Here is a 25,904-nt window from a genome sequence, read left to right on the forward strand (position 1 = left end):
ATCGGGGCAGTAGTAGTTGATGGCGGTGCCGGTGAACTGCCAGGCCTGGGCGTCGGTGCTGTCCTTGGCCAGTTGCTTCTTCACGAAACCGACCGTGTCCTGGGCGGTGTGGTCGACGCCGTTGTGTAGGCGCTTGCACATGATCTTGGCGATCCAGGCGTTGTAGTCACGCTGCCCGTAGATACCGAATGTGTGCAGCTCATTGGCAAAATCGGTGTCTGGATCGGCATAGGCCGGTGCCGAGACGGCGAGACCGGTTGCCGCGCAGATCGACAGGGCAATGATCAGGCGTTTCATCAGGCCAGGGCCTCCTCGGGCTCGCGTTGGACGGGCTTCGGCCACGGTTGTGGCAGCGGACGCTGACGGACCCGCTGAGGCCACCAGAACCAGCGCCCGAGCAGCGTGGCAATGGACGGCGTCATCAGCGACCGGACCACAAGGGTGTCGAACAACAAGCCTAAGCCGATTGTCGTTCCGACCTGACCGATAACGATCAAACTGCTGACCGCCATCGACCCCATGGTGAAGGCGAAGACCAAGCCTGCGGAGGTGACCACGGCACCGGTGCCGACCATGGCCCGGATGATTCCGGTCTTCAGCCCGGCGTGGATCTCCTCCTTTATTCGTGAGACGAGTAGCAGGTTGTAGTCCGCGCCGACGGCCAACAGGACGATCACCGACATCGGCATCACCATCCAATGCAACGGGATTCCCACGATGTGTTGCCAGAGCAGTACCGACAGTCCGAAGGCTGAGGCAAGACTCAGCACCACCGTGCCGACGATGACCGCAGAGGCCACCACGGCACGGGTGAGCACCAACATGATGATGAAGATCAGGATCAGTGCCGCCGCCGCGACGATGATCAGGTCGTAGTCGGCACCCTTCTGCATGTCGTAGTACGTCGCCGAGCTGCCGCCGAGGTAGATCTTGGACCCCTCGAACGGTGTGCCCTTGATGGCGTCGGCCGCCGCGACCTTCAGAGGTTCGATGCGTGCGGTGCCTTCCGGGGTCAGCGGATCACCCTGGTGAATGATGGTGAACCGCACGGCATGTCCGTCAGGTGACATGAACAGCTTGATGCCCCGCTGGAAGTCGTCGGTCTCGAAGGCCTCCGGCGGCAGGTAGAACGAATCGTCGTTCTTGGCCGTATCGAACGCTTCGCTCATGGCGGTGGCGGTGTTCTGCATCGCCATCGTCTGATCCTGTTGGGCCTTCTGCACCTGGTACTGGTTCAGCAGCATCTGCTTCTGATGCTTCATCGACTGGATCTGCCGCGGCATGGTGGCGACCATCTTGGGCATCAGGTCGGCCATGCGCTGCATCTCGGGAACCAGGTCCTGGAAGTCGTCGGACATCGTGTTGATGCCGTCGAGCGCGTCGAAGATCGACCGGATCGACCAGCACATCGGGATGTCGAAGCAGTGCGGTTCCCAGTACAGGTAGTTGCGGAGCGGCCGGAACTGGTCGTCGAAGTCCGCCAGGTGATCCCGGACGTCGTTCATGTCGCCCGACGTCGTCTTCATCTTGTCGGCCATGCGCTGCGACACCGCTGCCAGATCCGTCTGGATGCTCATCATTTCGGTCATGGCATCGATGCTGGTCTGCAGATCTTCCGACTGGTCGAGCAGATTCTGCAGATTGGTCTGCGCGTAGTCGTTGTTCATCAGCTGGGTCGTGCCGCTCTGACCCAGCGTGTACGGGATCGTCGAGTGCTTGATCGGATCGCCATCGGGACGAGTGATGGTCTGCACCTGGGCGATGCCGTGAACGCTCTTGAGAGCCTTGGCGATCTTGTCGATGACCAGGAAGTCCGCGGGGTTCCGCAGATCGCGGTCGGACTCGATCATCATCAGGTCCGGGTTCATCTTGGCTTGCGAGAAGTGTCGGAACGCGGCGTCGTATCCGACATTCGTCCCGACGTCCTTGGGCAGGAAGATGCGGTCGTTGTAGGTGGTGTGGTAGCCGGGCAGGGCGAGCAGGCCGACCAACGCCGCGACGATGGCGCACACCAGGATTGCGCCCGGCCAACGGACGGTGGCGGTGCCGACCCGGTGCCATCCACGGGACTTCGAATGCCGCTTGGGCTCGAGGATCTTGCCGAATCGGGTGAACACCGAGATGACGGCCGGCCCGAGGGTCAGTGCCATGGCGACCACCATCGTCATGCCGACCGCCAGTGGGATTCCCATGGTCTGGAAGTACGGCAGGCGGGTGAAGTGAAGGCAGAACGTCGCGCCGGCGATGGTCAGACCCGACGCGAGCACGACATGGGCCGTGCCGTGGAACATGTCGTAGTAGGCCGCTTCTTTGTCCTCGCCGGCTCTTCGTGCTTCCTGATATCGGCCGATCAGGAAGATCGCGTAGTCGGTGGCCGCGGCGATGGCCAAGGTCACCAGCATGTTGGTCGCGAACGTCGTGAGGCCGAAGAAATTGTGGAAGCCCAGTAACGCGACCAGTCCACGGGCGCCGGACAATTCGAGTACGACCATTCCCAGCACGATCAGCGTGGTGATGATCGACCGGTAGACGCCCAACAGCATGACGGCGATGACGGCGAAGGTGACGAGCTCGATCATCTCCATGCTCTTGTCGCCGACGATGTTCTGATCGGTGCTCGACGCCGCGGACCCGGTCACATACGCCTTCACGCCGTCGGGTGCGGGGCTTTCGGTGGCGACGCGCCGTACCGCCTCGACGGACTCGTTGGCCAGCGTCTCGCCCTGGTCGCCGGCGATGTAGACCTGCACGTAGGCGGCCTTGCCGTCGCGGCTCTGGGCGCCCTTGGCGGTCAAGGTGTCGCCCCAGAAGTCCTGCACATGCTGAACGTGGGTGGTGTCGGCGCGCAGGTCACGGACCATCTGGTCGTAGAACATGTGCGCTTCGAGGCCCAGCGGCTTGTCGCCTTCTAGTACCACCATCACCGAGCTGCTGGTGTCGTACTCCTGGAACTTCTTGCCGACCTCTTTGATGGCGATCATCGACGGTGCGTCGGTGGGGCTCATCGACACCGCGCGCATCTTCCCGACGACCTCGAGTTGCGGGACGACAGTGTTGAGCAGTGCGACGATCACGATCCACGCCAGGATGATCGGCAGGGCGAACGTGCGGATGAGTCGCGGGAGTAGTGGGCGCGGAGGTGCCGCGTGGCGCCCCGTCGCGATGGCGTCGGTCGGGGTGTCGTCGGTCTGGGTTTCTTCCGTGTGGCTGCTCATGCTGCCTTCACAAAGCAGAAGGTTTGGGCGTTCAATCCGGTAGCCGTTCTCTCTTCTTTGACCGCGTCATCGACGGTGACTCGGCAACTGATGCTGTCTCCGTCGCCCTGGGCCAAGATGTTGGGCTGCACCGACGGCAACGTGGTTTGCAGCGTCAAAGTCCATGGCAGCGGCACAGTTCCGGTGCGCTGGGGTTTGCCTTCGAGGTCCATGTAGTTGATGACGGCAGCGGCGCCCGTGCCGAAGATCTCGTACTTCACGAACTTGGGGTTGAAGTCCTCGGCGTTATCCGACGTGGACTCGGTGACGATGACCGGATGTGCGCCGAAGACCTTGCGGACGTTCATCACGATCAGCACGCCGGCCGCCATGGCGATGATGATCAGTACGGGAAGCCATATTCGTCGGATTGCCTTCGTCATTGCGGCCGCCCGGGGAGGGCCGCGGCGGGCATATCGATGACGGCTGTCATTGTGGGCCTCCCGACGTTTCGATGCGTTCGCGACGACCTGGCTGTTAGGCGGCCTACGCAGTTCGAGCGTAAAGTTAGCCGAATAAGTGGATAGGATCAATCCACTTATGACCCCGATCACTTAAGCTGAGAGATATGACCGAGGAAACACGTCGCGTACTGCGCAGGGACGCAGAGCGCAACCGGCAGCGGGTGCTCGATGCCGCGCGGGAGCTGTTTGCCGAAAAAGGTCTTGAGGCGACGCTCAACGACGTGGCACATCACGCCAATGTCGGGGTCGGAACGGTGTATCGACGGTTCGCCACGAAAGAGGAGCTGCTCGAGGCCATCTTCGCCGACGGTATGGACCAGCTCACCGCACTGGCTGAAACTGCACTGCAACAAGAAGATTCATGGCAGGGGTTCTCGTGGTACGTCGAGAGCATGTGCGAGATCACGGCGACTGACCGAGGCTTGCGGGAAATCGCGTTCAGCAAATGCTATGGGGGCGACCGGGTCAAGGCCTGCCAGGAGCGGCTCGTCCCGGCGTTGACCAAACTTGTCGAGCGGGCGCAAGGCGACGGTTATCTGCGTCCGGAGGTGTCGTCCACCGACATGCCGCTCTTCGGGCTTCTGGCCGGCACCGTGAGTGAATTCGCCGGGCATGTCGACGCCAACTTGTGGCGTCGGTACGTGGCCATCCTCTTGGGCGGAATGCGCCAGCACGACGACCAGTCGCCGATTCCGGTGGAGGCGCTCGACCCGGATGCGCTCGACATCGCGATGCGAACCTGGGAGCCCGCCGGGCCTCCCCGCTGACCGACGCACGGCGGTGCGGACGTTTCGGAAATCCTTGTGTGGGCACAATATCCACGTGGGAATCAACGGTGAATCAGACGTGAGCTCGGATCCCTTGTTCTGCGGTGTCGATCTGGCCCGGCGTATCGAGAAGGCCGAGGCAGAGTTGATCGCGGCGGCGACACACGCTGCCGGGCACCGTGGCGCCGACGGATTGGTCCTGCCGGTGGCAGGCGGATTCGCCTGCTTCGCCGAAGCGGAATCGCCGATGAACAAGGTGGTCGGTCTCGGCTTGGACGGGGTGCCCGATGAGGCGGTGCTGGGCGAGATCGAGCGGGCCTTCGCGGCCCGGGGTGCCTCCACCAGGGTGGAACTTTCCGCCCTGGCCGATCACGAGATCACCGCATTGTTGTCGGGCCGCGGTTATCGCCTTGTCGAGTTCGAGAACGTGCTCGGCAAACCGGTGACCGACGAGCGCCCGCCGGTGACCGACGTGCAGGTGCGCCGGGCCGACGATCTCGCCGAATGGGTGAACGTTGTGGTGGAGGGCTTCGCCCATCCCGACGGTGAGGGTCTCGTCAGCCACGAGGAGTTTCCCGCCGACGTCATCGAGCGGGCCGAACGGGACATGGAAAAGGCCGGGGCCACAGCGTATATCGCGCTCGTTGACGGCGTGGTCGCCGGCGGCGGGATGATGCGGCTGGCCGGTGGGATCGCCCAGTTGGCGGGAGCCGCGACAGCACCGGCCTACCGGCGCCGCGGCGTGCAGGCCGCGTTGTTGGCGGCGCGGCTGGCCGAGGCCGCCGCAGCCGGATGCGAGATTGCCGTGGTGACGACGGCATCCGGCTCGAAGTCCCAGCGCAATGTGCAGCGCCGGGGTTTTCAGCTGCTCTACGCGCGGGCGATCCTGGTGAAACCGGCTGAGGCCTAGTAGAGCATCTTCCTCAGGTTGTCCTCGCTGTAGTACGCATCGAGTTCCTGTTGGGTCTGATCGGGTTTGAACGCCTTGGCCATCTGCGCCACCGAGGGCACCGCGGTCGGGTTCCAGCTCTCGGGCTTCCAGGCCGCCGAGCGCAGGAATGCCTTGGGGCAGTGGAAGAACACCTCGTCGATGGCGATTTCCAGGGCCAGGATCGGCCGCTTGCCGTCCACCACCATGGCATCGAAATAGTCGGCGTCCGAAAGGATCCGGGCGGTGCCGTTGATGCGCAGGGTGTCGCCGCGGCCGGGGATGACGAACACCGTGCCGACGTGCGGGCGCTGCAGGATGTTGAGGTATCCGTCGACGCGCCGGTTGCCGGGCCGTTCCGGGATGGCGATCGTGGTGTCGTCGATGATCTGGACGAAACCCGGTGGGTCACCCTTAGGGGAGACGTCGACGCGGCCGTCCGCATCGGTGGTCGCCACGAAGCCCAGCGGTGACTGCTTGAGCCAGCCCTGCTGCGCTTCCGACAGCCGGGCGGTCACTTTGTTGGCGACGGCCGCGGTGGGGTGGCCGACGATGTCGCGCAGGTCGTCCACGGAGGTCACTTCTCGGCGCATGTCTCCATCATGCCTGTGATGGCGAATGGTTTATCGGTCACCGAATCGCGCCATGAGTGCCCGGCGGTCCACCTTGCCGATGCCGCGACGCGGCAACTCGTCGACGATGTGCACCTCGCGCGGTGCCGCTGTCGCATCCAGCGTTTGGGACACCTGGGCCCGCAGTTCGGCCACGTCGGGGGCCGCCGAACCCGGGGCCAGCACCAGCGCGGCCACCACCCGCTGACCGAGCCGCTCGTCGGGGACCCCGAACACCGCGCAGTCGGCGATCGCCGGGTGGCCGGCGAGTGCGGACTCGACCAGTTGCGGCAGCACCGTCAGCCCGCCCGTGCTGACCGCGTCGTCCACCCGGCCCAAGACCCGAAGCACGCCCGAATCATCCACGGCACCAAGATCATCGGTGCGGAACCAGCCGGTCTCGGCGAACGGGTCAGGTGTGATCGGGTTGCGGTACCCCTTGGCCACGGTGGCGCCGCCGAGCAGGATGCGGGAGCTGTCGATGCCCGATGTCGCCGTCGGGGCGGCTCCGATCCGCACCGAGACGCCGTCGAGTGCCACACCGTCGTACACGCAGCCGCCCGCGGTCTCGCTCATCCCGTAGGTGCGCACCACGTTCACCCCCGCCGCCTGCGCACGTTCGGCCACACCGGCAGGCATCGGCCCGCCGCCGATCAGCACGGCATCGAGTTCGGCCAGCGCGTCCGCGGCGGCCGGGTCCTGCAAGGACTTGTCCAGCTGCACCGCCACCAGCGAGGCGTAGCGGCGTCCACTGCCCAAAGCGGCCACCGCAGAGGGCAACTCGCTCGGGTCGAAGGATGCCGGGAGAGCGACGGGTGTGGTGCCGGCCAGCGTGCTGCGCACCAGGACCTGCAGGCCTGCAATGTGATAGGCGGGAAGGGCGAGCAGCCACCGCCCCTCGCCACCCAACCGGGCGTGGGTGGACTCGGCGCTGGACCGCAACGCTGCCGCGGTCAGCAACGCGCCTTTGGGTTTGCCGGTGGTGCCCGAGGTCGAGATCACCAGGGCGACGTCGTCGTCGATTTCCTCGCCGACGCGCAAAGTGGTTGTCAGCAGGGACCTCTGACGGTCGTCGTCGGCGGGCACCGGCAGGATCGCCGGCCCGCGTCCGGTCAGGACGTCATCGAGAACCGCCAGCAACGCGTCCGTCTCGGATCCGACGGTGACGGCGCGCAGGACGGCTATGCCGTGCCCCCAGGCTCTTTCGGGTCGCCACCGTTGTTACGGCCCGTCTTATCGGTGTCGACGGAGTCCTCGGCATCGCGCGGATCGTCCAACGGCCAGCCCTTGGCGGCCAGCCGTGCCCGTACCCGCTCGACGTCTTCCACGCGGGGCAGCTCGTCGGTGATCTGGGTGATCAGCACACCGATGTCGATGTGGTCGAACTCACCGCGATCGATGAGATCCTGTGCGACGGCTTTGACTTCGTCGTTGGTCAGGCGCCGGGTCAGCAGCGCCAACAACGGCACCCGGTCCGGTCCGGGCACCCCCTCGGGGTAGCCGGCGTTCAGCCAGGCCGCGATCTTCGAGAGAAATTCGTTCACTGCGCCTACTCCTGATGGTGCACCCCGAGTCAGCTTTTCCGGTCATGAGTCATGAGCCGGAGACGGCATTGATGGTAGCGGGGTCAACCGACTCTGGCTCGCAGTGAATTTATCGGCTGCGTAGGGAACAGCAAACCCCCCCGGCTAACAAACCGGGTTGCCTAGATGAACACTCGGTGAACTCATCCGTAGCGTATCCGAATCCCCAGGTCAGCGCGGAGTTTCCGGCTGGTCAAAATCGCCAATGGTCCTACAGAATTACCGCCATGAGCGCTGAGCTGATCATTCTGGTGTTGCTGATAGCAACAGCATTGGCCTTCGATTTCACAAACGGCTTTCACGACACCGGAAACGCGATGGCGACGTCGATTGCCACCGGGGCGTTGAAGCCCAAGACCGCCGTGATCCTGGCGGGTGTCCTCAACCTGGTCGGTGCGTTCCTCTCGGTCGAGGTAGCCGTGACCGTGACCACGTCGGTGCTCAAGATCCAGGACAGCAAGACCGGGTCCCTGGTATCGGGTATCGACGCCTCGACCGGTCTCACCATCATCTTCGCCGGCCTCATCGGCGGCATCCTGTGGAACCTGCTGACCTGGCTCTTCGGCATCCCGTCCAGCTCGTCGCATGCGCTCTTCGGCGGGCTGATCGGCGCGGGCCTGGCAGCCATCGGCCTGTCCGGTGTCAACTGGGCCGGCGTCTTCCAGAAGGTGCTCATCCCCGCGATCGCTGCTCCGTTCATCGCCTGCCTCGTCGCCGCCGCTGGAACCTGGCTGGTCTACCGCATCACCCGCAATGTGCTGAAGAAGCGCCGCGAGCAGGGCTTCCGCTGGGGCCAGATCGCCACCGCGTCGCTGGTCGCGCTGTCGCACGGCACCAACGATGCGCAGAAGACCATGGGCGTCATCGCCCTCGCGCTCATCACCACCGGCCACCTGACCGGCAACGTGAAGGAAGACGGTCTGCCGTTCTGGATCATCGCGTCCTGCGCACTGGCCATCGGTCTGGGTACCTACATCGGCGGCTGGCGCGTCATCCGCACGCTGGGCAAGGGCCTGGTCGAGATCGAGTCCCCGCAGGGCCTTGCCGCCGAAGCATCTTCGGCCGCAATCATCCTCAGCTCCAGCGCGGCAGGCATGGCCCTGTCCACCACCCACGTCGCCACGGGCTCGATCCTCGGCAGTGGCGTCGGCAAGCCCGGCGCCGAGGTGCGCTGGGCGGTGGCCGGACGCATGGCGATGGCGTGGCTGATTACGCTGCCCGCTGCCGGTCTCGTCGGCGCACTGGCCTTCTGGCTGTCGCACGGGGTCGAGGCGCTCACCGGGGCGGCGCTGGCCGGCGACGGCCTGATCTTCCTGATCCTGGTCGGGCTGTCCGGCTACATGTGGTGGCGCGCCCAGCAGCAGAAGGTCGACCACAAGAACGTCAATGCCGATTGGGACGCCTCGACCAACTCGGTCGTGCCCGCAGAAGTTCGCGACGCCACCAAGCCCAGCGTCGACAAAGCCGCAGTCTGACCGGATCTAACTAAGGAATCAGCTGATGATTTATGTGGAATCCATCTTCAAGGTGCTGGTCATCGGGTTGATACTCGGAGCCGGGCTGCCTGCGGTGTTCGCCACTGGCCTGGTGGCCTACTCGAACGGCGCCGGCGGTACGCACGAGGACGGCACCGTCGTGGCGCCCAACCCCGCGATGAAGGCCCTCGGTCTGTTGCTTTTCACCATCGTCGCCGCGGTGATCCTGATCGCGATCCTCTGGATCACCAAGTCCACGATCATCCACCACTTCGGATTCAACCCCGTCCCCTTCATCCCGGGTAAGTGAGCTGACGACATGACCGAATCTGCCGGCTACATGGAGAACGTGCTCGGGTGGCTGCACAAGGGCTACCCGGAGGGCGTCCCTCCGAAGGACTACTTCGCGCTGTTGGCGCTGCTCAAGCGTTCACTGTCCGAAGACGAGGTGGTCAGGGCCGCCCAGTCGATCCTGCGCTCGAATGACGGCGACACCCCGGTGACCGATGACGAGCTCCACGACGCGGTGCGCTCGGTCATCGAGAAGGAGCCGAACCCCGAGGAGATCCAGCAGGTTGCCTCGCGCCTGGCCTCGGTCGGCTGGCCGCTGGCCACGCAGGCGCGCTGACTTCACCCGAGAAATCCCCGGCCCAGTTCGATCGGGCCGGGGATTTTCATTGCCGGGTGTCCCGGCGCAACGGATGCGTTTCGGGCACCTGGACGAAAATCAGCGTGATGCCGTCGGGGTCGGTCACGTGCATCTCGTGCAGACCCCACGGCTCTTGCGTCGCGGCCCGGGCGATCGCCACGCCCCGGCTTTCCAGTTCGGCCTGGGTGGCATAGACGTCGCGCACCTGCAGCCACAGCGCACCGGGGAACGTCCCGGACTCGGTCGGGCTGTGATGACCGGCCAACTCGATCAGTGACTGCCCCGCGTAAAAGACTGTGCCCGCACCGTATTCGCGGGCGATGGCCAGGCCGATCCCATCGCGGTAGAACTCCACGGACCCCGGGTAGTCGACCGGCCGGATCAGCATCCGGCTGGCCAGGATTTCCATGTCCCTTGTCTACCACCGCCAGGCGCCCGGGTGAATCCGCGACACGGGTCAGGCAGGGTGCCCAGGCATTCGGCGGGCGCGGTCGCTGGCGCGCAATCCGATGGCGAACGCGGCCTGGTCCTCGAAACTCATCGGGTTGCGTCCCGTGATCTCGTGGATGCGACTCAGCCGGTGGCGAACGGTGTTGGTGTGCAGGAACAGTTCGCGGGCAGTGTCGATGAGTGACCCGTTGGTGGCCAGGAAGGCCCGAAGAGTACGCACGTGCTGGGTGCCCCGGTCGTTGTCGAGGCGCTCGAGTGGGTCGATGAGTTGGTTCTTGAACGGGGCCAGCCTGCTCAGAGGCAAGCCCTCGAGCAGGCTGTCGAAGGTGCTCAGTTGATCGGGTCCGATGCTTCCGCCGTGCTGCTGGGCCAGGTCGAGGGCGATGCGGGCTTGAGTGATCGCCGCCCCCAGCTCGGCGAGCGGTACGGCTGCGGCGTGCCCCGAGGGCATCGAGAGTTCGGTGGAGGCCTGAGCACGGGCGCCGGCCTCAAGAACCAGACAAATCTCGGGTGCGTCGCCGACCAGGGCATCGGGAAACGCCATCGACAGCACGGCTCCTGCCCCGGCCGGCCAGGCCGAGCAGGTCAGTTCGGGTGAGCTCAGCCCCGCCCAGTCCAACAGCTGATTGAGGGCGTCGGGCAGCAGCATGCGTCGCTCGATCAACGACAGCAACTGTCCGACCCGTTCGCGGGTCAGCGCGGATTCGATGTCGCGATCACCCTGGGCGGCCTGGGCGAATCGCGCGATCAGCTGCAGCACAGCGGTTTCAGGTGGGTCGCCGCTGCCCACCCAGGCAAGGGCGCCAAACCCGTCGACCACGGTGGTGGTGCCGGCGTCCTCGGGCGCCCCATCAGGATCCAGCAGGAGGTAGCCGCCCAGCACCTCACCTGCGCGGTCCAGCAGCTGCCTCACCGACTCGCTCCGCCGTTGTGACGAAAGCAGTTCGGGCATCAGCGAATTGGTGGCCCGTGCGACGGATATCTCACCGCCGACCTGGAAGTCGGCAACATAGCGGCTCACCGACGAGAACGGCACATTGGGAGGGGCGATGAGGATCGGCAGGCCGTCGCGCGCGGCCGAGGTGATCAGCGCACCGGGGACGGCGTCGTGGACATCGCCGATGCCGAAGCACAGGCCGGCGGCCCCGGCCCGGGTCAACGACTCGACGAATGCCGCGCAGTCCTGTGCGGTCTGCAGGCTGATGCCCACTGTGCAGACCAGCTCGCCGCCGTGCAGATACCGCGACGGGTCCCGCAACTCGGTGGTGTGCACCCAGCTGATCCGGCGGTCCAGGTCGCCGGTGGATTCTTCGGGGGTGAGCAGCCCTCGGTGTGACTCGAGGAGATCGCGCAGTGTCGGTATGACGTCGCTGCGGTCCGACATGGGGTGAGCGTAACGCCGACGTCACACCCGTGTCGGCGGGCATTGTCGGATCCTCCAATGCCGCCGTGGGGCAACAGTGGGTTTGCAGCGTGTTAGCCGCGATTGCTTGGCGGTTGCACCACCGCGGCGTGATAGTTCCTGCAACCACGTCAGAGGGAGCACACGATGACTGCATCGCCGATCTCGGCGCCCGCGCACGACCCCGACGGGCCCCACGTTCTACGGCGCGAATTCTCGCTGTGGTCGGCGTTTGCCTTCGCTTTCGCGTTCATCTCGCCGATCGTCGCGCTCTACGGAATCTTCGGTCTGGCACTGGCCGCGGCCGGCCCGAGCTTCTGGTGGGGCTTCGCGCTGGTGTTCGGCGGCCAGCTGCTGGTGGCCCTGGTCTTCGCGATGCTGGTGTCCCGCTGGCCGTTGGAGGGTTCCATATATCAGTGGTCGCGGCGGCTGCTGGGCACGTCGTACGGCTGGTTCGCCGGCTGGGTGTACATGTGGACCCTGGTGATCGCGATGGCGACGGTGGCGCTGGGCGCGGCCGGGTTCGTGGCCAACATCGCCGGGGTGGAATCTCCGTCCGGGGGCCTGCGGGCCGTCATCGCGCTGATGATCCTGCTCGGCGGGACAGCGATCAATCTGATCGGCCGCGGCGCGCTCAAGGTGTTCATGACCGCCAGCATCGTGGCCGAAGTGATCGGTTCCATCGGGCTGGGCACCTGGCTGCTGGTGTTCCACCGCAACAACTCGTTGTCGGTGCTGTTCGACGGAGGCGGTCCCGGGGTGGATACCTGGAGCTACCTGAGCGGGCCGTTCCTGATCGCGGTGGCCTTCATCGGGTTCTCGTTCGTCGGGTTCGAAAGTGCGGGCGCGATCGCCGAGGAGGTGCATGAGCCGCGGCGGGATCTGCCCAAGGCGGTGATCTTCTCGCTGGTGTTCATCGCGTTGGTGGTGGCCTACTCGAGCTTGGCGATCATCCTGGCGATCCCGGATCTCGATGCGGTGGTATCGGGTTCGGTGGCCGACCCGGTGTACGAAACTCTCACGGCGGCACTGGGACACGGCATCGCCAAACCGGTCGAGGTGCTCTTCGTGATCGGCTTCCTGGCCAGCTTCCTGGCCCTGCAGACTTCGGCCTCACGCGTGATCTGGGCCTACGCCCGGGACGGCGCACTGCCGGCCTCGGCCGCGCTGGCCCGGCTGCGCGGCAGGGCCCGGATCCCGGTGGTGGCGATCCTGGTCACCACGGTCGTCGGCGGGGCACTGTTCCTGCTCAGCATCGTGGCCGGCGACATCTATTCGCTCATGGTCAATTTCACCGCGGGCGGCTTCTATCTGGCCTTCCTGTTCCCCTTGATCGGGTTCGTGGTGGTCCTGGCCCGCCGCGGCTGGACCGACGGTGCGTTCAGCCTGGGGCGGGCCACGGTTCCCGTCGCCGCCGTGGCCGCGGTGTGGGCGATCCTGCAGACCCTCAACATCGCCTGGCCGAGGCCGGTTTTCGAGCAGCGCTACCTGGACTGGTCGGTGTGGATCGGGCTCGCGGTGCTGGGTGTGATCGGCCTGGGGATCCTGCTCAGCGTGCGCAGGCGGATCGTGAGCGCCGCCGTGATCGACGGGGCCGAGATCCTCGATGAGCGCGCCGACGTCCAGGCGGTGGCCGGTGACTGAGGCTCCTGTCGCCGTCGTCACGGGTGGGGCCAGTGGAATCGGCGCCGCCGTTGTCACCGCGCTGCGCGACCGCGGCTACGCCATCGGAACGATCGATCTGTCCGGTGGAACCCGGGCGGACCACGCTGTCGCGGCTGATGTTTCCGACGGCGCCGCGGTTGTCGGCGCGGTCGCCGAGATCCGCGCGGAGCTCGGTCCGATCGCCGCGCTGGTGACCTCGGCCGGGTACTACGAGATGGCCCCGGTGAGCCAGATCAGCGCCCAGGCCTGGCAGCGCATGCTGCGGGTGCACGTGGGCGGGCTGTTCCACGCCTCCCGGGCCTGCCTGCCCGACATGCTCGACCGGGGCTCGGGTGCGGTCGTCGCGGTGGCCAGTGAACTGGCGGTCGGTGGCGGTGACGGTGACGCCCACTACGCCGCGGCCAAGGGCGCCATCCTCGGTCTGGTGCGCAGCCTGGCCGCCGAGGTCGCCGATCGCGGTGTGCGGGTGAATGCGGTGGCTCCCGGACCGACTGACACACCACTTCTTGCCGATGATTCCCCTTGGCGCGCAGCAGATTATCTGGCCACTCTGCCCTTGCGGCGACTGGTCACCCCGGCCGAGGTGGCGCGTTGTGTGCAGTACCTGGTGTGTGATGCCACCTTCAGCACCGGTGATGTCGTCAACGTCAACGCGGGAGCGGTGATATGAGTTCGTCAGAGGGTCGAGTCGTGCTGGTCACGGGGGCCGCTCAGGGCATGGGTGCCGCCCATGCGCGTCGGCTGGCCTCCGCGGGAGCGACGGTCGCGGTCAACGACATTCGTGCCGGCGCCACGCTGGATGCGCTGGCTGCCGAGATCGGCGGCCTGGCTGTGCCGGGCGACGTCAGTGACCCGGTCACCTGTGTCGAGATCGCAGATGCGGTGGTGGCCGCGGCGGGCAGGCTCGACGTGCTGGTCGCCAATCATGCCTACATGACCATGGCCCCTCTGCTGGATCACGACGAGGCGGACTGGTGGCGGGTCGTCGACACGAATCTGGGCGGGACGTTCCATCTGGTGCAGGCGGTGCTGCCGCACATGCGTCGGCTCGGCGCCGGGCGCATCGTCGTGATCTCCAGCGAGTGGGGTGTCACGGGCTGGCCCGAGGCCACGGCCTACGCGGCGTCCAAGGCCGGGCTGATCTCGTTGGTCAAGACGCTGGGGCGGGAGTTGGCGCCGGAGGGGATCATCGTCAATGCGGTGGCGCCCGGGGTGACCGATACTCCGCAGCTGCAGGTCGACGCCGACGCCGCCGGGATCCCGCTGACGGTTATGCATCAGCGTTACTCCGAGTCGATTCCGTTGGGGCGCATCGGTTCCGTCGATGAGATCGCGGCCGCGGTGCAGTTCCTGGCCGACTTCGAGATGTCGGCGGTCGTCGGGCAGGTGATCGCCTGTAACGGCGGGGCGACTCGGGCGAGGGCATGACGTGGTGAACGAAGGGAATCAGGTGGCAAGCCAGCCGTATGTGCGGTCGGAGACCGGAAATGTCGGTCAGGTCGATGCGATGGCGGTGCCGCGATATGCGGGCATCGCCACCTTTGCCCGGCTGCCGCAACGCCACGAGGTCTCCGACTACGACATCGCGGTGGTCGGGGTGCCGTTCGACACCGGCGTCACCTACCGGCCGGGTGCCCGGTTCGGCCCGGCCGCGATCCGGCAGGCCTCGCGTCTGCTCAAGCCCTACCACCCGGCGCTGGACGTGAGCCCGTTCGCGCAGGCACAGGTGGTCGACGCCGGCGATATCGCGGCCAATCCGTTCGATATCGAAGCGGCGGTGGAGCAGGTGCGCGAGGGCATCGCCGAGCTGCTGACCACACCGCGACAGCGGGTGGTGGTCCTCGGCGGGGACCACACCATCGCGCTGCCGGCACTGCAGGCGATGCATGCGGTCCACGGCCCGGTGGCGCTGGTGCACTTCGACGCTCACCTCGACACCTGGGATACCTACTTCGGTGCGCCCTGCACGCACGGCACACCGTTCCGCCGGGCTTCCGAACAGGGCCTGATCGTCAAGGGCCACTCGGCGCACGTGGGGATCCGCGGCTCGCTCTACGACCGCGCCGACCTGCTCGACGACGAGTCATTGGGCTTCACGGTGGTCCACTGCCGCGATATCGACCGCATCGGTGTCGACGGGGTCATCGAGCGGATCCGCGACCGGGTGGGGGACCACCCGGTGTACGTGTCGATCGACATCGACGTGCTGGACCCGGCATTCGCGCCGGGCACGGGAACACCCGAGATCGGTGGAATGACGAGTCGGGAGTTGGTGGCGGTGCTGCGTGCCATGCGCGGGTTGCAGATCGTCGGTGCCGACGTGGTGGAGGTCGCTCCGGCCTATGACAGCGGTGACGTCACCGCCGTGGCGGGGGCCAATCTGGCCTACGAGCTGGTTACGCTGATGGCTGACAATGCCTGAGTTCTCGTGGCCGGAAGGCAAAACCGCGGCGGCGGCGTTCACCTTCGATGTGGATGCCGAGTCGGCGGTGCTGTGGGGCAACGACGGCGTCGCGGCGCGGATGAGCGTGATGTCCCACCAGGCCTACGGGCCGCTGGTGGGAATTCCCCGGATCCTGGAACTGTTGGAGCACCACCAGATTCCGTCGACATTCTTCGTCCCCGGTCACACCGCACACCGGTACCCCGAGGCGGTGCGCGCGATCGTCGCAGCCGGACACGAGATCGCCCACCACGGTTACCTGCACGAGCAACCGACTGCACTGACGCTGCAAGAGGAGATCGACGCGCTGGACCGCGGCCTGGAGGCGCTGGCCGAGGTGGCCGGCGTACGGCCGGTCGGCTACCGCGCGCCCATGTGGGACCTGTCCTGGCACACCCCGGCGCTGCTGGCCGAACGTGGATTTCTGTACGACTCCAGCCTGATGGACGCCGACTGCCCCTATGAGCTGGCCGTCGGTGACCGCTCCCTGGTCGAGATCCCGATCCAGTGGGCGCTCGACGACTGGGAGCAGTACTGCTATCTGCCCGACATCTCCGGATCCGGTCTGATCGAAAGCCCGCGCAAGGCAAGGGAACTGTGGCAACTGGAGTTCGACGCGCTGCGCCGCGTGGGGGCCTGCTGGGTACTCACCAATCACCCGTTCCTGACCGGACGGGCTTCGCGGGCAGCTGAACTCGACGACCTCATGCGGTACGTGCTTGAGCACACCGATGTGTGGACCACGAGCCTCGGGGCCATCGCCGAGCATGTGCGCTCACTCGGGCTCCGGCCGCGGAGCATCACCAAGCCGTGATCAGACCGGCTGGACCCGTTGCCGTTTCATCACGGCGTCGACCAGTCCGGGGGCCACGGTGTTGAGCGCCTTTGCCGTCACGGCCATCCGTGGCGCGATCTGCACCGGGCGGGTGCGCGCCGCGGTCAGCATCCAGTCGGCGGCCTCGTCAGCCGACAACCCGGGCAGCCCGTCGTAGGCGCGGGTCGGGGCGATCATCGGGGTCTTCACCAACGGGTAGTACAGCGTCGTGGAATGCACGCCGACGGAGGCCCATTCGGTCTCGATGACCCGGCTGACCGCGGCCAGGGCGGCCTTGGAGGCGTTGTAGACGGCGAACAGCGGCGAGGATTCGTTCATCACGCCCCAGGTGGCGACGTTGATGATGTGCCCGTCGCGGCGTTCGCGCATGCCCGGGGCCAGGCCGCGGATGAGCCGCAGCGGCGAGTAGTAGTTCAGCGTCATGGTGCGCTCGACGTCGTGCCAGCGGTCCAGCGATTCGGCCAGTGGACGCCGGATCGATCGGCCGGCGTTGTTGATCAGGATGTCGACGCCGCCGAGGTCGCGTTCGATGGTGGCGACCAGTTCGTCGATGGCGTCCAGGTCGGACAGGTCCACTGCATGGGCGCGGGCGTCGCCGCCCTTGGCGGTGATCCGCCCGACCAGGTCGTCGAGCAGTTCCTGGCGGCGGGCCACGGCGACGACGGTGGCTCCCTTCGCGGCGAACTTCTCGGCCGCGACCTCACCGATGCCCGAGGAGGCGCCGGTCAACAGGATCCGTTTGCCGGCGATGTCGATGTCGCCACGGGCCTGCAGCCGTTCGGTCAGTGGCGGACGCATGCTGGTCAGCAGCAGCTGTTCGGACAGCCGGCGCAGCGGGCTCTTGCTCATGTGCCGAGTTTAGGTCGCCTAGCTTTCCGCGATGAATTGTGGGCGCCTGCCGAGTCGGTATCGCTATGACAATCACCGGCAAGCTCGACCAGCGCTTCAGTGAGGCGACCGAACCGACCACGTGGCCGGCCGCCGCGGCTGTACTCGACGCCGCCGGGCTGTACTGGCTCACCACCGTGCGCGGGGACGGGCGGCCGCACGTCACGCCGTTGGTGGGGGTGTGGACCGACGACGCATTCGTGTTCTGCACCGGGTCCACCGAACAGAAGGCCCGCAATCTCCAGACCGGTGACGCCGTCGTCGTCACCACCGGAACCAACACGTGGAATGCGGGCCTGGACGTGGTGGTCGAGGGCACGGCTGCGCGGGTGACCGGCCGTGACCGGCTGACCGCCCTGGCCGACGCCTACCGGGCCAAGTACGGCGAGGACTGGGATTTCGATTGCGATGACGAGGTTTTCGACCCGAGCGGCGAGGCTGCCATCGTCTTCCGGGTCACCCCGGCCAAGGTGATCGCTTTCGCGAAGTCACCGCATGGCCAGACCGGCTTCCGGTTCTAACCCAGCGATTTGTGCACGATTACCGGCGGTCAGCGCGGGTAATCGTGCACAAATCGCTCAGAAGTAGCGCGGGAAGCTGCTCCAGTCGGGATCGCGCTTCTCCAGGAAGGCATCCCGGCCCTCGACGGCCTCGTCGGTCATGTAGGCCAAGCGGGTGGCCTCCCCGGCGAACACCTGCTGGCCGACCAGGCCGTCGTCGATCAGGTTGAACGAGAACTTCAGCATCCGGATGGCCTGGGGTGACTTGCCGTTGATCTCGGCTGCCCACTGCAAGCCGACGGCCTCGAGCTCGGCGTGGTCGACGACGTCGTTCACTGCGCCCATCTGGTACATGGTCTCGGCGTCGTAGGCGCGGCCCAGGAAGAAGATCTCGCGGGCGAACTTCTGCCCGGTCTGGCGGGCCAGATACGCGCTGCCGAACCCGCCGTCGAAGCTGCCGACGTCGGCATCGGTCTGCTTGAACCGGGCGTGCTGGCGGCTGGCAAGGGTCAGATCACAGGTGACGTGCAAGCTGTGCCCGCCGCCGGCCGCCCAACCGTTGACCAGGCAGATCACCACCTTCGGCATGAACCGGATGAGCCGCTGCACCTCGAGGATGTGCAACCGCCCGGCCCGTGCCGGGTCGACGGTCTCCGCGGTTTCGCCATCCGCGTACTGGTAGCCGGACCGGCCGCGGATGCGCTGATCGCCGCCGGAGCAGAAGGCCCAGCCGCCGTCCTTTTGCGACGGGCCGTTGCCGGTCAACAACACCACGCCGACGTCGGGGGACATCCGGGCGTGGTCGAGGACGCGGTACAGCTCGTCGACGGTGTGCGGGCGGAACGCGTTGCGCACCTCGGGCCGGTCGAACGCGACCCGCACCGTGGGCTGCCGGGTGCCGGCAGCGACATGGCGGTGGTAGGTGATGTCGGTCAGATCATCGAAGCCGGGCACCGGCTCCCAGGCTGTCGGGTCGAACGGGTTGTCTGCACTCACGTGCTCGACTGTAGAGCGAGGGCGGTGCGATGTTTCACAGGTACCGTCGCGGGGTATCAAACCTGGCGCGATGATGCGTACGGCGCATCACCAGATCAGAAAGAGGCCACGTTGACCACAATGAAGAAGTCGGCAGGTGTGTTGTTCTCGGCGTTGGCTGTCGGCCTCGCACTCGTCGGATGTTCACCCGCGATCACCGGTGGCGACACCAAGTGCAAGGACTTCATAGGGCAGGACGAGAAGACGCAGAACGAAGCGGTGAGCAAGATGCTCAAGGATGAGAAGGGCAGCGATGCAGCCCAACTCGAGATCACCGGCACCCGGCTGGCGGTGCAGGCCTTCTGCCAGACGGTGGGCAAGCAGGACTCCAAGATCAAGGAAGCCCCGCACCTGAGCTGACGCGCGCGGGGCGGGCGCTAGATCGGGTCCAGCCGGAACACCGGGCAGCGCCCGGCCAGGGCCTCGAACTCATCGGGATTGGGCCCGGTCACCAGTCCGGCATTGCGCATGAAACCCACCCCGGTCGGCACCAGGACCGGGAACTGACGCAACAGCGGCCGGGCCTGCTCGGCGGGGATCTCCACCACACGGACCCGCTGGTCATTGCGGCCCTGGTGCACGGTGGCCTCACCGGCAGCCCGGGCGTTGGCCGCCCAGTCGCCCTTCGGCAGACCGCCGACGATGTAGCGGTGGCCGTCGACGGTCATCGGGGTGACCGGCGTCGAGCGGGGTTTACCGGATTTGCGCCCCGTTACCGTCAGCACCACGGGTCCCTTGTCGCCGCCGACGCCGAGCTTGTTCAGCCCGATCATCACCTTGTTGACGTACTTCAGCCACCACGGTGGTCGGATGCGGTCGTCAGCCATCACTCCACACTAGGCGCGGATACCGACACCCTGTAGGGCCGTGATCAATCCGTCCGGCCGCTCGGCGGTGGGCAGCGGGTCGACCAGCGCGAACTGGCACCCCACCGCGCGGGCGCCGCCGTCGGCCTCCTCGCTGTCGCCGACCATCAGCGCGTCCTGAGCCGGCGCGGCGAGGCGCTGCAGTGCGGTGGTGAAAATCGCCGGGTCGGGTTTGACCACACCCACTTCGAAGGACAGCACGAACTCGTCGACATGCTCGGCGGCGCCGATCGCCGCGAAGGCCGGACGGACATCGAATGCGATATTGGAGACGACGGCCGTCCGGAGTCCTTGTGCCTTCAGGTTTTTGAAGACCCGCGCGGTGTCGGGGTAGGCCGTCCAGCTGGCCGGGTCGATGACCCGGTTGTACAGCGCTTCGGCGTGGTGGTCGGCCAATCCGGATTCCCGCAGCACATGCAGATAGGCCTCGCGGTGCAGGTGCGGCGCGAGGTCGCGGTTGGCCCAGGCCCGGTACTGCTCGTCGGTCATCGTCACGGACCGCCCGGTCGGGGCGGTGAGCCGGCGCATCAGTTCGGCCTGTACATGGCCGTCGACCTCGCGTTCGTCGACGGCCATCCCGGCGAACCAGCTGTCCTGTTCCTCGAGGCGGAACAGGGTCCCGGAGAAGTCGAACAACACTGCCGACACCATGTCCGCCATCGTGCCACGACAGCGACCGGTATCAGCCGCGTTCGCGGATTGCCTTGTCCACCAGTACCTGTCGCTCGCGTTCGTTGTCGGTCAGGGCGGCGGCCAAGTCGAACTGTTCGGCGGCGTCGATATGGCTACCCAGCCGGGACAGCAGTTCGCCGCGCACGCTGGGCAGCAGGTAGGAGCCGTCGAGTCCCTCGATACCGTCGACGATCGCCAGTGCCTCCTGCGGGCCGGAGTGCATGGCGACGGCCACCGCCCGGTTGAGCTGCACGACGGGGGACGGGGTGATCTGCAGCAGCGCGTCGTACAGGGCGACGATGCGCGCCCAGTCGGTGTCGGCCGCGGTCGGGGCCACCGCGTGGCATTCGGCGAGCGCAGCCTGCAGGGCATACGGACCCCAACCGCGTTGCTGCCGTGCGGTACTGGAGCGCTCAAGGGCTGCGGTGCCGCGTTGGATCTGTGCCCGGTCCCAGCGGGTCCGGTTCTGGTCCTCCAAGAGGATGGGCCGGCCCTCGGCATCGGTGCGTGCCGCAAAGCGTGAGGACTGGAACTCCATCAATGCCAGCAGGCCGTGGGCCTCGGGTTCGTCGGGCACCAGGGCGGCCAGCACCCGGCCCAATCGCAGCGCTTCGGTGCACAATTCGTCGCGGATCCAGCGTTGTCCGGCTGACGCCGAGTAGCCCTCGTTGTAGACCAGATAGATGACCGACAGCACCGCTGACAGGCGTTGCGGGTACTCGTCGCGCGGCGGCACTTCGAAGGGCGGGTTGGCTTGTGTCAGGGTCTTTTTGGCCCGGGTGATGCGCGCGGCCGCGGTGGCGGTCGAGATGAGGAACGCCCGGGCGATCTCATCGGTGCCCAATCCGCCGACCATGCGCAATGTCAGCGCGACCTGGGCCTCACGCGACAACACCGGGTGCGCGGCGATGAAGATGAGCCGCAGGACGTCGTCGTCGATCCGGTCGGGGTCCCAGGCCTCGTCGACATGCTCGGCCAGATCGTGGGCCAGCACGGCGTATTTGGCGTCGAGGTTTTCCGCACGGCGCCAGTGGTCGATGGCCTTGCGTTTGGCCACTGTGGTCAGCCAGGCGCCGGGGTTGCGGGGCACGCCGGCCTGCGGCCATTGGGTTAGTGCGTCGAGCAGGGCTTCCTGCGCCAGATCCTCGGCGAGGGCGACATCGCCGACCGTTCGCGTCAGGGTGGCCACGATCTTGGCGGCCTCCATCCGCCAGATCGCGTCGAGCGTGGCGCGCATGTCGGTGGAGGTGGTGGGCACCTGACCCATTCTGCCGAGCAGACGCAAATGTCCCGCGTCCAGCGGACATTTGCGTCTGCTCGGCAGGAGACTCAGCCGATCGCGCGGGCAGCGCCCTCCCAGAACTGGGCCCGCACGGCCTTCTTGTCGGGCTTGCCGAGTGCGGTCACCGGCACGGAGTCGACGACGATCACCTGCTTGGGTGATTGCACGGAGCCCTTGCGGTCCTTGACCGCGGCCTGGATCTCGGCGGTCACCGTGGCGACGGCCGCGTCGTCGGAGGCAGCGTCGGGCCGCAGCACGATCACCGCGGTCACGGCCTCACCCCACTTCTCGTCGGGGGTGCCGATCACGCACACCTGCGCCACCGAAGGATGTTCGGCGACAACGTCTTCCACTTCACGCGGGAACACGTTGAAGCCGCCGGTGACGATCATGTCCTTGACCCGGTCGACGATGAACCAGTAGCCGTCCTCGTCCTCGCGGGCCATGTCGCCGGTGTGCAGCCAGCCGTCCTTGAAGGTGTCGGCGGTGGCCTCCGGCAGCTTCCAGTAGCCGCCGGCCAGCAGCGGTCCGGACACGCAGATCTCGCCGACCTCGCCCTGGGGCACCGGGTTTCCGGAGGCATCCAGCAGCGCGGTGCGCGCGAACAGGGTGGGCCGGCCGCAGGAGGTCAGCCGCTTCTCGTCGTGGTCCTTCTTGCCCAGGTACGAGATCACCATCGGCGCTTCGGACTGGCCGTAGTACTGCGCGAAGATCGGCCCGAAGCGCTTGAGTGCCTCGGCCAGCCGCACCGGGTTCATCGCCGAGGCGCCGTAGTACACGGTCTCCAGTGACGACAGATCGCGCGTGTGTGAATCCGGGTGGTCCATCAGCGCGTAGATCATCGATGGCACCAGCATGGTCGCGGTGATGCGACGCTCCTCGATGACGCGCAGCACCTCGGCCGGGTCGAACTTGGGCAGCACGATCATCTCGCCGCCCTTGACGATGGTCGGCACGAAGAACGCGGCGCCGGCATGCGAGAGCGGTGTGCACATCAGGAAGCGCGGGTTCTCCGGCCACTCCCACTCGGCGAGCTGGATGCTGGTCATGGTGTTGATCGAGCGCACCGTGCCCATCACGCCCTTGGGCTTACCGGTGGTGCCGCCGGTGTAGGTGAGCCCGCCGACATGTTCGGGATCGAGTTCGGCGGCGACGAGGGGGGCCGGGGCGTACTTGGCGGCCTCGGCCACCAGGTCGCTGACCGACGCGTTGGCGGCGGCCAGTGCCTCGGGCACCGGGCCGATGGTCAGCACCTGGCGCAGTGACGGCACCTTCTCCAGCAACCCGACGGCCCGCTCCACGAACGCGGGAGTGGGGTCGATGATCAGGGTCGTCACCTCGGCGTCGGCCAGCACGTAGGCGTGGTCGTCCAGCGAACCGAGAGGGTGTAGTGCGGTGCGGCGGTAGCCCTGGGTCTGGCCTGCGCCGATGATCATCAGCACTTCGGGCCGGTTCAGCGACAGCAGGCCCACGCCTTCACCGGCGCCCGCGCCGAGCGCTTCGAAGGCCTGAATGTACTGGCTGATGCGTTCCGCGAGCTCGCCACCGGTCAGTGTGGTGTCGCCGAGGAACAGCACCGGCTTGTCTTTGTTGCGCTTGAGCGCGCCGACCGTGAGGTGGCCGGAATGGATGGGATGGTGCAGCAGCGCATCACTCATGGGGTCCAGATTAGAACGTGTTCCAGAAATTGTTGAGCCGATCCCCCGATGTGGGCGTAACACGAGGTCGTCGCGGAGCGAGATACAGGTAGCGCGCTACTCGTGTCCACGCAGTTCGCGCTGCTTAATGTCACAGATGTGGGGGGCGGGAGCCGGGCCCCGGCGGGTTAGGGACCGCCGGGGCTTGTGCTCTGATCAGCGGTTGGCGGCCTCACGGGCCTGTTGAGCCAGCTTCTCGGCCAGGTCGGCCTTCCACTGGATCTCTTTCTGAACCCACTCGTTGTCCTGCGGGAACTCGTCTGTTTCGCTGACCCGGCGGACCTCGAGTTTCACGCCGCAGCCCAGCGGGCACTTCCGCGCCCACTGCTTGGCCTCCTCCTTCGAGGACACATCGAGGATCCAGAACCCGTTGAACAGTTCCTTGGCCTCGGTGTACGGCCCGTCGGTGACCACCGGGGGATCGGCGTTGAAATCGACGACGAAGCCTTCCTCCGGGTCGGTCAGGCCCTCGCCGGCCAGCAGCACACCGGCCTTGATGAGCTCCTCGTTGTAGCGGCCCATCGACGCGATGATCTCGTTGAAGTCGATGTCCTGCTCGGCCATCGCGGTCTCGGCCTCGGGGGTGGACCGCATGATCAGCATGTAGCGCGACATTGTGTGTCTCCTTCTGATGTCGGGAAGGGGCTCGCCTATCGTGCCCTCGTAACTACGTCGAACGGCACCCCACAAAATCGACATGGCCTGAAAAACTTTTTGAAATCTTCTCAATCCGCAGGCCAGACGCCTCTCAGGCGCGGCCGATAGATGTGGATTGCACCCGGGCAAACGTCGCCACGCTTTAGCATCGGCGAGCATGACCAGTCCGATCGAGCCCGCTGATCTCGTCCTCTACGGAACCATCCTCACGGTCGACGACACGCAACCCACTGCCGAGGCGCTCGCGGTGTCTGGCGGACGCATCGTCGCCGTCGGCTCCCGGGCCGAGGTGGCCGGCTGGGTGGGGGAGCACACCGACGTTCGTGAGGTCGACGGCTGCGTCATGCCGGGTTTCGTTGAGGCGCACGGTCATCCGTTGATGGAGGCGGTGGCGCTGTCCGGGCGCATCGTCGACATTCGCCCGGTCACCCTGCCCAGTGCCGATGCGGTGGTTGACGCCGTCGGTGCCGAGGTGGCCAGGCGCGGAGCCGACGGGGCATTTCTGAACGGCTGGGATCCGTTGCTGCAGCGGGGATTGCCCGACCCGACCCTGGCCTGGCTGGACGGCATCGCGCCCGAGACGCCGTTGGTGATCGTGCACAACTCGGGCCACAAGGCCTTCTTCAACAGCGCGGCCGCCCGCCGCGCCGGGCTCACCGGAGATACCCCGGACCCCAAGGGGGCTAAGTATGGCCGCACGGCCGACGGCGAGCTCGACGGTACGGCCGAGGAAACCGCGGCGGTGTTCCCGCTGCTCGGCGATGCCATCTCGGCCAGTGACTATCCGGCGATGCTGGCCGCCGAGTGCGCGCGGCTGAACCGCGCGGGGCTGACCACGTGCTCGGAGATGGCGTTCGACCCGATGTTCCGGCCGCTGCTCGCCCAGTTGCACGATCAGCTGACGGTGCGCCTGCGCACCTATGAGATGTCCACGGCCGCACTGCACACCGACGCCGACCCGTCCGACGGTGACGACATCGTGCGCCAGGTCGGCATCAAGATCTGGGTCGACGGGTCGCCGTGGATCGGCAATATCGACCTGACATTCCCGTACCTGGACACCGAGGCCACCCGAACCATCGGGGTGCTGCCCGGTTCCTGCGGGCACGCCAACTACACGAAAGAACAACTCGCCGAGATCGTCGGCACGTTCTTTCCTCAGGGTTGGCAGCTGGCCTGTCACGTGCACGGCGACGCCGGGGTGGACACCATCCTCGACGTCTACGAAGAGGCCTTGCGCGCCCATCCTCGCGACGATCACCGCCTGCGGCTGGAACACGTCGGCGCCATCACGCCCGAGCAGTTACAGCGTGCGCACGGCCTCGGGGTCACGTGCAGCCTGTTCGTCGACCATCTGCACTACTGGGGCGACATCCTCGTCGACGGCCTGTTCGGCCCCGAGCACGGTGGGCGCTGGATGCCTGCAGGCTCGGCCGTGGCGACGGGCATGCGGATCTCCCTGCACAACGATCCGCCGGTCACCCCGGAAGAACCGCTGCGCAACATCAGCGTGGCCGTCACGCGGACGGCGCCGAGCGGCCGCGTGCTGGCCCCCGAGGAGCGGCTGACCGTCGAGCAGGGGATCCGGGCGCAGACCATCGATGCGGCGTGGCAGTTGTTCGCCGACAACGTGATCGGCTCGCTCGAGGTGGGCAAGTACGCCGACCTGGTGATCGTGTCGGCCGACCCCCGCGTGACGGCCCCCGAACGCATCGCCGACCTGGAAATACAGGCCACGTTCCTGGCCGGGCGGCAGGTTTTTCCGAAAGCCGGTTGACGGC

General features: G+C 66.6%; 28 protein-coding genes. 13 read left to right on the forward strand and 15 right to left on the reverse strand.

Annotation, left to right across the window (positions count from 1 at the left end; translation table 11 throughout):
• From AB0I14_RS24875 to AB0I14_RS24885, 3 genes are all read right to left on the reverse strand, one after another.
• Positions 1 to 297: DUF732 domain-containing protein (locus AB0I14_RS24875; RefSeq protein ID WP_358027329.1), on the reverse strand; the 297-nt coding region annotated here is incomplete at its 3' end.
• Complete coding sequence (locus tag AB0I14_RS24880) at positions 297 to 3,215, reverse strand: MMPL family transporter (protein ID WP_358027333.1); 2,919 nt, start codon at positions 3,213 to 3,215, stop codon at positions 297 to 299. The genes AB0I14_RS24880 and AB0I14_RS24875, both read right to left, overlap by 1 nt.
• Positions 3,212 to 3,637: an MmpS family transport accessory protein gene (locus AB0I14_RS24885; protein WP_358027336.1), complete on the reverse strand. Its 426-nt coding sequence runs from the start codon at positions 3,635 to 3,637 to the stop codon at positions 3,212 to 3,214. Before AB0I14_RS24885 ends, AB0I14_RS24880 begins: the two co-directional genes overlap by 4 nt.
• 185 nt (positions 3,638 to 3,822) lie before the next feature.
• Between AB0I14_RS24885 and AB0I14_RS24890 the strand changes: the two genes are divergently transcribed.
• Both AB0I14_RS24890 and AB0I14_RS24895 read left to right on the forward strand, forming a co-directional pair.
• On the forward strand, positions 3,823 to 4,485 hold the full coding sequence (locus AB0I14_RS24890) for a helix-turn-helix domain-containing protein (RefSeq protein WP_358027338.1): 663 nt from the start codon (positions 3,823 to 3,825) through the stop codon (positions 4,483 to 4,485).
• 79 nt (positions 4,486 to 4,564) lie between these two features.
• Positions 4,565 to 5,395 (forward strand): GNAT family N-acetyltransferase, encoded by an 831-nt coding sequence (locus AB0I14_RS24895; protein WP_358027341.1) that lies wholly within the window; start codon positions 4,565 to 4,567, stop codon positions 5,393 to 5,395.
• Here AB0I14_RS24895 and AB0I14_RS24900 read toward each other — a convergent pair.
• The 3 genes from AB0I14_RS24900 to AB0I14_RS24910 are packed head-to-tail and all read right to left on the reverse strand — an operon-like array spanning position 5,392 to position 7,568.
• Positions 5,392 to 6,006 (reverse strand): pyridoxamine 5'-phosphate oxidase family protein, encoded by a 615-nt coding sequence (locus AB0I14_RS24900; protein ID WP_358027343.1) that lies wholly within the window; start codon positions 6,004 to 6,006, stop codon positions 5,392 to 5,394. The genes AB0I14_RS24895 and AB0I14_RS24900 overlap by 4 nt on opposite strands.
• 30 nt (positions 6,007 to 6,036) lie before the next feature.
• Complete coding sequence (gene menE / locus AB0I14_RS24905; protein ID WP_358027345.1) at positions 6,037 to 7,164, reverse strand: o-succinylbenzoate--CoA ligase; 1,128 nt, start codon at positions 7,162 to 7,164, stop codon at positions 6,037 to 6,039.
• Between the two features lie 41 nt (positions 7,165 to 7,205).
• A complete protein-coding gene (locus tag AB0I14_RS24910) occupies positions 7,206 to 7,568 on the reverse strand; it encodes a DUF3349 domain-containing protein (RefSeq protein WP_358027348.1) in 363 nt (120 codons plus the stop codon).
• 266 nt (positions 7,569 to 7,834) lie between these two features.
• On the opposite strand from AB0I14_RS24910, the gene AB0I14_RS24915 reads away from it, so the two are divergent.
• From AB0I14_RS24915 to AB0I14_RS24925, 3 genes are read left to right on the forward strand one after another with little or no spacing between them, the layout of a single operon-like run.
• Positions 7,835 to 9,082, forward strand: coding sequence for an inorganic phosphate transporter (locus AB0I14_RS24915; protein ID WP_358027350.1), 1,248 nt, complete (start codon positions 7,835 to 7,837; stop codon positions 9,080 to 9,082).
• 25 nt (positions 9,083 to 9,107) lie between these two features.
• Complete coding sequence (locus tag AB0I14_RS24920) at positions 9,108 to 9,392, forward strand: hypothetical protein (protein ID WP_358027352.1); 285 nt, start codon at positions 9,108 to 9,110, stop codon at positions 9,390 to 9,392.
• Positions 9,393 to 9,401: 9 nt separating this feature from the next.
• Positions 9,402 to 9,710, forward strand: coding sequence for a DUF3349 domain-containing protein (locus AB0I14_RS24925; protein ID WP_358027355.1), 309 nt, complete (start codon positions 9,402 to 9,404; stop codon positions 9,708 to 9,710).
• 46 nt (positions 9,711 to 9,756) lie between these two features.
• Here AB0I14_RS24925 and AB0I14_RS24930 read toward each other — a convergent pair whose 3' ends face one another.
• Complete coding sequence (locus AB0I14_RS24930) at positions 9,757 to 10,140, reverse strand: VOC family protein (protein WP_358027357.1); 384 nt, start codon at positions 10,138 to 10,140, stop codon at positions 9,757 to 9,759.
• Between the two features lie 48 nt (positions 10,141 to 10,188).
• The gene (locus AB0I14_RS24935; RefSeq protein ID WP_358027359.1) at positions 10,189 to 11,565 is read right to left on the reverse strand and encodes a PucR family transcriptional regulator; all 1,377 of its coding nucleotides are present in this window, start codon (positions 11,563 to 11,565) and stop codon (positions 10,189 to 10,191) included.
• A gap of 165 nt (positions 11,566 to 11,730) precedes the next feature.
• On the opposite strand from AB0I14_RS24935, the gene AB0I14_RS24940 reads away from it, so the two are divergent.
• Genes AB0I14_RS24940 through AB0I14_RS24960 form a run of 5 tightly spaced genes read left to right on the forward strand, consistent with a single transcriptional unit; the run spans position 11,731 to position 16,505 of the window.
• A complete protein-coding gene (locus AB0I14_RS24940; protein WP_358027361.1) occupies positions 11,731 to 13,227 on the forward strand; it encodes an amino acid permease in 1,497 nt (498 codons plus the stop codon).
• On the forward strand, positions 13,190 to 13,918 hold the full coding sequence (locus tag AB0I14_RS24945) for an SDR family NAD(P)-dependent oxidoreductase (protein ID WP_358027364.1): 729 nt from the start codon (positions 13,190 to 13,192) through the stop codon (positions 13,916 to 13,918). Before AB0I14_RS24940 ends, AB0I14_RS24945 begins: the two co-directional genes overlap by 38 nt.
• Complete coding sequence (locus AB0I14_RS24950) at positions 13,915 to 14,676, forward strand: SDR family oxidoreductase (RefSeq protein ID WP_358027367.1); 762 nt, start codon at positions 13,915 to 13,917, stop codon at positions 14,674 to 14,676. The genes AB0I14_RS24945 and AB0I14_RS24950 overlap by 4 nt, the downstream gene beginning before the upstream one ends.
• Before the next feature lie 22 nt (positions 14,677 to 14,698).
• A complete protein-coding gene (speB, locus tag AB0I14_RS24955; protein WP_358027370.1) occupies positions 14,699 to 15,670 on the forward strand; it encodes an agmatinase in 972 nt (323 codons plus the stop codon).
• A complete protein-coding gene (locus AB0I14_RS24960) occupies positions 15,663 to 16,505 on the forward strand; it encodes a polysaccharide deacetylase (protein ID WP_358027373.1) in 843 nt (280 codons plus the stop codon). The genes speB and AB0I14_RS24960 overlap by 8 nt, the downstream gene beginning before the upstream one ends.
• Here AB0I14_RS24960 and AB0I14_RS24965 read toward each other — a convergent pair whose 3' ends face one another.
• A complete protein-coding gene (locus AB0I14_RS24965; protein ID WP_358027375.1) occupies positions 16,506 to 17,375 on the reverse strand; it encodes an SDR family oxidoreductase in 870 nt (289 codons plus the stop codon). It lies immediately after the preceding gene.
• A 65-nt stretch (positions 17,376 to 17,440) separates the two neighbouring features.
• Here AB0I14_RS24965 and AB0I14_RS24970 point away from each other — a divergent pair, with 65 nt between their 5' ends.
• Complete coding sequence (locus tag AB0I14_RS24970) at positions 17,441 to 17,935, forward strand: pyridoxamine 5'-phosphate oxidase family protein (protein ID WP_358027378.1); 495 nt, start codon at positions 17,441 to 17,443, stop codon at positions 17,933 to 17,935.
• Between the two features lie 57 nt (positions 17,936 to 17,992).
• Here AB0I14_RS24970 and AB0I14_RS24975 read toward each other — a convergent pair whose 3' ends face one another.
• A complete protein-coding gene (locus tag AB0I14_RS24975) occupies positions 17,993 to 18,910 on the reverse strand; it encodes a 1,4-dihydroxy-2-naphthoyl-CoA synthase (protein ID WP_358027381.1) in 918 nt (305 codons plus the stop codon).
• 120 nt (positions 18,911 to 19,030) lie between these two features.
• Here AB0I14_RS24975 and AB0I14_RS24980 point away from each other — a divergent pair, with 120 nt between their 5' ends.
• Positions 19,031 to 19,309: a hypothetical protein gene (locus tag AB0I14_RS24980; protein ID WP_358027884.1), complete on the forward strand. Its 279-nt coding sequence runs from the start codon at positions 19,031 to 19,033 to the stop codon at positions 19,307 to 19,309.
• A 17-nt stretch (positions 19,310 to 19,326) separates the two neighbouring features.
• Here AB0I14_RS24980 and AB0I14_RS24985 read toward each other — a convergent pair whose 3' ends face one another.
• The 5 genes from AB0I14_RS24985 to AB0I14_RS25005 all read right to left on the reverse strand — a co-directional run bounded on the left by AB0I14_RS24985 (position 19,327) and on the right by AB0I14_RS25005 (position 24,081).
• On the reverse strand, positions 19,327 to 19,776 hold the full coding sequence (locus AB0I14_RS24985) for a nitroreductase family deazaflavin-dependent oxidoreductase (RefSeq protein WP_358027383.1): 450 nt from the start codon (positions 19,774 to 19,776) through the stop codon (positions 19,327 to 19,329).
• Positions 19,777 to 19,785: 9 nt separating this feature from the next.
• Positions 19,786 to 20,475, reverse strand: coding sequence for an HAD-IA family hydrolase (locus AB0I14_RS24990; protein ID WP_358027386.1), 690 nt, complete (start codon positions 20,473 to 20,475; stop codon positions 19,786 to 19,788).
• Between the two features lie 22 nt (positions 20,476 to 20,497).
• Positions 20,498 to 21,754 carry an RNA polymerase sigma factor gene (locus AB0I14_RS24995; RefSeq protein ID WP_358027389.1) on the reverse strand — a complete coding sequence of 419 codons (1,257 nt, stop codon included), beginning with the start codon at positions 21,752 to 21,754 and terminating at the stop codon, positions 20,498 to 20,500.
• A 62-nt stretch (positions 21,755 to 21,816) separates the two neighbouring features.
• A complete protein-coding gene (gene fadD8, locus AB0I14_RS25000) occupies positions 21,817 to 23,427 on the reverse strand; it encodes a fatty-acid--CoA ligase FadD8 (protein ID WP_358027391.1) in 1,611 nt (536 codons plus the stop codon).
• Positions 23,428 to 23,622: 195 nt separating this feature from the next.
• Positions 23,623 to 24,081 carry a YciI family protein gene (locus AB0I14_RS25005; protein WP_358027394.1) on the reverse strand — a complete coding sequence of 153 codons (459 nt, stop codon included), beginning with the start codon at positions 24,079 to 24,081 and terminating at the stop codon, positions 23,623 to 23,625.
• Between the two features lie 211 nt (positions 24,082 to 24,292).
• Here AB0I14_RS25005 and AB0I14_RS25010 point away from each other — a divergent pair, with 211 nt between their 5' ends.
• A complete protein-coding gene (locus tag AB0I14_RS25010) occupies positions 24,293 to 25,900 on the forward strand; it encodes an amidohydrolase (RefSeq protein ID WP_358027887.1) in 1,608 nt (535 codons plus the stop codon).
• The last annotated feature ends 4 nt before the right edge of the window (positions 25,901 to 25,904 follow it).

This window comes from Mycobacterium sp. NPDC050441, from assembly GCF_040655355.1.
Taxonomy (GTDB): domain Bacteria; phylum Actinomycetota; class Actinomycetes; order Mycobacteriales; family Mycobacteriaceae; genus Mycobacterium.